6 protein-coding genes and 1 pseudogene are annotated in these 4,864 nt (G+C 67.1%); 6 read left to right on the top strand and 1 reads right to left on the bottom strand.

Annotated elements, in window-relative coordinates; all coding sequences use genetic code 11:
- Positions 1-112, bottom strand: a pseudogene (locus tag LQV45_RS17845) (DNA-binding response regulator); the annotation flags it as partial.
- A gap of 243 nt (positions 113-355) precedes the next feature.
- On the opposite strand from LQV45_RS17845, the gene LQV45_RS17850 reads away from it, so the two are divergent.
- The 6 genes from LQV45_RS17850 to LQV45_RS17875 all read left to right on the top strand — a co-directional run bounded on the left by LQV45_RS17850 (position 356) and on the right by LQV45_RS17875 (position 4,837).
- Entirely contained in the window at positions 356-1,000 is a 645-nt protein-coding gene (locus tag LQV45_RS17850; RefSeq protein ID WP_230008170.1) for a permease, read from the top strand.
- A gap of 167 nt (positions 1,001-1,167) precedes the next feature.
- On the top strand, positions 1,168-1,752 hold the full coding sequence (locus LQV45_RS17855; protein WP_230008171.1) for an FABP family protein: 585 nt from the start codon (positions 1,168-1,170) through the stop codon (positions 1,750-1,752).
- Positions 1,753-1,805: 53 nt separating this feature from the next.
- The gene (locus tag LQV45_RS17860) at positions 1,806-2,540 is read left to right on the top strand and encodes a flavodoxin family protein (RefSeq protein WP_230008172.1); all 735 of its coding nucleotides are present in this window, start codon (positions 1,806-1,808) and stop codon (positions 2,538-2,540) included.
- A 101-nt stretch (positions 2,541-2,641) separates the two neighbouring features.
- Positions 2,642-3,724 (top strand): folate-binding protein YgfZ, encoded by a 1,083-nt coding sequence (locus tag LQV45_RS17865; protein ID WP_230008173.1) that lies wholly within the window; start codon positions 2,642-2,644, stop codon positions 3,722-3,724.
- Positions 3,725-3,738: 14 nt separating this feature from the next.
- Positions 3,739-4,134, top strand: coding sequence for an ankyrin repeat domain-containing protein (locus LQV45_RS17870; protein ID WP_374208241.1), 396 nt, complete (start codon positions 3,739-3,741; stop codon positions 4,132-4,134).
- 139 nt (positions 4,135-4,273) lie between these two features.
- Positions 4,274-4,837 (top strand): PadR family transcriptional regulator, encoded by a 564-nt coding sequence (locus LQV45_RS17875; RefSeq protein ID WP_230008175.1) that lies wholly within the window; start codon positions 4,274-4,276, stop codon positions 4,835-4,837.
- The last annotated feature ends 27 nt before the right edge of the window (positions 4,838-4,864 follow it).

Consider the following 4,864-nt stretch of genomic DNA (forward strand, 5'->3'; position numbering starts at 1 on the left):
GGGCAGTGGGCTCGGCCGGAAGGATATGCACCCGGTGGTTCAGCAGTTCCAGAGCAGGCAGGACGTCCACGGATGTTCCCGTGCTGTTCGTCAATAGCAGGATGTGCGACATTGTTCCTCCAAGGGGTGTCCGCGCATCGTTGGGCGTCTTGTTGCTGATGTTGAGTATACCTAAAGGCCCCATTCCGGCCATGGTCCCGTCACCTCCGGCGCCTCCTTTTGCGACACATACCGTTCACATAGGGCAGGATTGAACCGTCAGGGCCCGCGGCCCGTCGAAATTGAGCCGAGTCGAATTGTGGTCCGCAGTGAGCGAAGGTCTGGCCATGCTGGGTCTGCCGATGGCGAGCAGACAGTGAAGCCGTGGAGCGTCGGGATCATCGGCCTGGCCGGTCTCGCGGCGATTGTCGCCGGAGCCTATGCCTCGCCTGAGGTCCTCCTGGCCGTCGCGGCGCTCGCCGCCGCCGGCATCGGTATCGGCTGGCCCTACTTTCTCGGCATCCCCGCCAAGAAGACCCTCGCGGTCTTGATTGGCCTGCCCGGCGTCGGGTCGGCAGTGGCTGCGACCTATCTCCCGGCTCCGGGCTTCCTGGACTGTACGCCGTCATTCCTGGCCGTCCTGCTCTCCTGCCTCGGCGCCGGCTGGATTGCGAGTTCGCGCTTCAACGGGGTCCGCGAAATGATCCTCGTGGCGGCCATCAGCTCGGCGATCGCGCTGCTGGCGGGGCTGATCCGCTGGCCGGACCGGATCGTGGCGCCGCTGGGCATCGTGAGCGCCGGCCTTGCCGGGCCGCTCGCCGGCCTGGTGTTCTCCGACATCGCCGTGCTGCCGGCGGCCCTCGTCGGTGTCGTCGTGGGGGCGGTGCTGGTAAGTTTCCGCCGCCTCGTCATCCTCAACGGTGAAGGCCTTAATGTTTTGGCGGCCGTGGGCATGGGGCTCGGGCCGGTTTCTGCTGTCGGTTCCCTGGCCTACTTCATAGACAAACTACTCATCTACTAAGCGTTAGGATGGCATCATGTCCGTACTTGCATATGAGATCTTTTTCCTTGTCCTGCTTGGCGTGGCCAGCCTGTCCATGGCGTGGTTTGCCGGCTTTGTCGTGTACCGCCTCTTCAAAGGCCAGAAGTAACACGTTCCAGACCCCGTAGCTTCCAGAGGTAGATGCTGTGCCGATTGAAATCCCTACTGATCTGACCCCCGAAATCGTTCCGCTGTCCTGGCTCATTGGTGAGTGGGAGGGCAGCGGCCGGCTGGGGGCTGGAGACGAGGACTCCGAGCACTTCCTGCAACACGTCTCGTTTACGCACAACGGCCTGCCGTACCTGCAGTACCGCGCCGAGAGCTGGCTGACCGACGACGAGGGCACGAAGCTGCGTCCCCTCACCGTCGAGACCGGCTTCTGGGCGCTGGAGCGTAAGCAGCGCGAGGAGGACGGCGGCCCCGGCCTGATCCCGGCGGACATCGTCCCGGTGCTCAAGAGCGATGGCGGCTTCGACATCTCGGTCTCCATCGCCCACCCCGGCGGGATCTCGGAGCTGTACTACGGCCAGATCAAGGGCCCCCAGATCCAGCTCAGCACCGACATGGTGATGCGCGGCAGCCACTCCAAGGAGTACACGGCGGCCACCCGGATCTTCGGGCTGGTGGAAGGAAACCTGCTGTGGCGCTGGGACGTGGCCACCGGCAAGACTTCGACGGCGGGCGGCGGCCTGGAGGCCCACGCATCGGCCATCCTCGCCAAAGCAGGCTAATTACGCGGTCTCACTGATTTTTCCGTTGTCACCATCGACCCAGGAGAAATACCGTGAATGACACAGTCTCCAGCTCAGCCGGCAGCGCCAGCTACGCCGACCTCAAGGCCGTGTTCTTCAACGGCACGCTCAAGAAGTCCCCGGACGTGTCCAACACGCAGGGCCTGATCGAGGTCAGCCGCCGGATCATGGAGAAGCAGGGCGTCAGCACCCGCGTGATCCGCACGGTGGACCACGACATCGCCAGCGGGGTCTACCCGGACATGCGCGAACACGGCTGGGCCACCGATGAGTGGCCGGAACTCTACCCGGCCGTCCAGGAAGCGGACATCGTCGTCGTCGCGGGGCCCATCTGGCTGGGGGACAACTCCTCGCAGACGAAGAAGCTCATCGAGCGCCTCTACGCCCACTCCGGGCAGCTGAACGCGAAGGGCCAGTGGGCCTACTACCCGAAGGTGGGCGGCTGCCTCATCACCGGCAATGAGGACGGCATCAAGCATTGCGCCATGAACGTCCTGTACAGCCTCCAGCACGTCGGCTTCACCATCCCGCCGCAGGCCGACGCCGGCTGGATCGGTCCCGTCGGGCCGGGACCGAGCTACCTTGACCAGGGGTCCGGGGGGCCGGAGAGCGATTTCACCAACCGCAACACCACCTTCATGACCTGGAACATGCTGCACCTGGCGCGCATGCTCAAGGACGCGGGCGGCATTCCCGCCTACGGAAACCTGCCCGACGCCTGGAAAGCGGGCACCCGCTTCGACTTTGAAAATCCGGAATACCGCTAGGACCGGCCTGCCCCACAGTCCGGCGGAGCCAGATTGTCCCTGCCGGGGCCGGAACCTGCCGGGGCCGGAATACGCACAGAGCTAAGGACGTTCCTTTCAATATGACTATCAAAAGCCCCCTGTTGTCGCGCCCGGCCGCGGTTGAGGCCGGCGGCGCCGATGCCGGCGTCGCCGCCCACTACGGCGAGCCGCTCCGGGAGCAGCGGGCGCTGGCCGCCGGCACCGCCGTCGTCGATCTCTCACACCGCGGCGTGGTGACGGTCAGCGGGCCGGACCGCCTGAGCTGGCTCAACACGCTGTCCTCCCAGCAGCTCACTTCCCTGGCCCCTGGCCAGTCCACCGAACTGCTGTTGCTGAGCGTGCAGGGCCGGATCGAATTTGACGCCAGGGTGGTGGACGACGGCGCCACGACCTGGCTGATCGTCGAGGCAGCCGAGGCGGCCCCGCTCGCCGAATGGCTCAACAAGATGAAATTCATGCTCCGGGTCGAAATCGCGGACGTCTCCGCCGACTGGGCCGTACTCGGCTCCACGCACCGCATCCCGGAATGGGACGCGCTGCAGGCCTGGGGAGACCCGTGGCCGCACGTCGGCGCCGGAGGCTACTCCTACGCTGTGGTGGGCGAGGACGCCCATCCAGGACTGGAACGGCCGTGGTTTGAGTACCTGGTCCCCGCGGACCAACTGGTCGCGACCGTGGGCGACCGTGCCCTCGCCGGCACCATGGCCTCCGAAGCGCTGCGGATTGCGGCGTGGCGGCCCCGGTGGGGCGCGGAAACGGACGACAAGACCATCCCGCATGAGCTCGACCTCCTCCGCACTGCCGTGCACCTGGCCAAGGGCTGCTACAAGGGCCAGGAGACGATCGCGCGCGTCCACAACCTGGGCCACCCGCCGCGCCGTCTCGTGTTCCTCCAGCTCGACGGTTCCCAGCACACCCTGCCCGCGGCCGGCAGCGAGGTGCGTGCGGGCGAGCGCAAGGTGGGCACCGTGACCTCCGTGGCGCAGCACTACGAGATGGGCCCCGTCGCCCTGGCCGTGATCAAACGCTCCGTCGCCCCGGACGAGGTCCTGACCGTCGTGGACGGGGACGAGCCGTACTCCGCGGCCCAGGAAGTCATTGTGGCCCCCGACGCCGGGCAGGTGGTGGGCCGCCAGACCGGCTTCCTGCGGGGCACCCGATGAACGGCGGGTCCAAAGTGAACGAGCCGGGCGTCGCGCCCGACGACGAGACACTCGCGCTGGCGCACGCGCTCTTCGACGCCGCCCGCGAGGGCAACTCCGCGCTGCTGGGCAGCTACCTGGCCGCCGGCGCCCCGGCCACGCTGACCACCTCCTCCGGCGACTCGCTGGTGATGCTGGCGGCCTACCACGGCCACGCCGGCACTGTCCGGCTGATCCTGGACCACGGCGGCGACGCCAACACGCCGAACGACCGCGGCCAGACCCCGCTGGCCGGTGCTGTCTTCAAGGGCTACACGGACGTGGCCCGGGAACTGCTGGACGCCGGGGCCGACCCGGACGCCGGCACCCCCACCGCGCGGGCCGCCGCGCAGATGTTCGCCCGGACGGACATCCTGGCCCTCCTCGGCTGACCAATCGCGCCTGGGGCCGGGGCGCGGCCGGCCCGGGTTGGGGAGGATTGCCCTCAAATACTCCACGTGGAATAATCTTTAGTGGAGTAACTGCCGTTTAGGCCGAAGAGAACACTGCTAAACCGAGAAGGACTGCACCATGGCCCGGGCAACCGCATTGACACCCCTGGGTGTCGCCGCACTTTCCCTGCTCGTGGAAGAACCGATGCATCCCTACGAGATGTACCAGCTCCTGATCGCGCGGCACGAGGACCGGCTGGTCAAGGTGCGGCCAGGAACGCTTTATCACGCCGTCGGGCGGCTCGAGGATCGGGGGCTGGTCACAGCCACGGGAACGGACCGGGGAGGCAACCGTCCGGAGCGCACCACCTACACGATCTCGGCTGCCGGCCGCGAAGCGTTCACGGCGTGGCTGCAGGACATGCTCGCCGCCCCGGTCAACGAATACCCGGCCTTCCCGCTGGCCGTCTCCGAGGCCTACAACCTGCCCGCCGGCGTCGTCGTCGAACTCCTCGACCGGCGCCTTCAGGCGTTGGAGGAACAGCTCGGCTTCCTGGTCTCCGGCGAGGAACTGCTCGCGAAGAAGGGCGTGGAGCGCAAGTACTGGATCGATGTCCAGTTCCAGCAGAGCACGCTGCGCGCCGAAATCGCCTGGATCCGCAGCCTTCAGGACCAGCTCCGCTCCGGCGAACTGCCGTGGTGAACCCCGCACAGGACCGCGGCCGGAACC

The organism is Microbacterium sp. Bi128 (genome assembly GCF_918698205.1).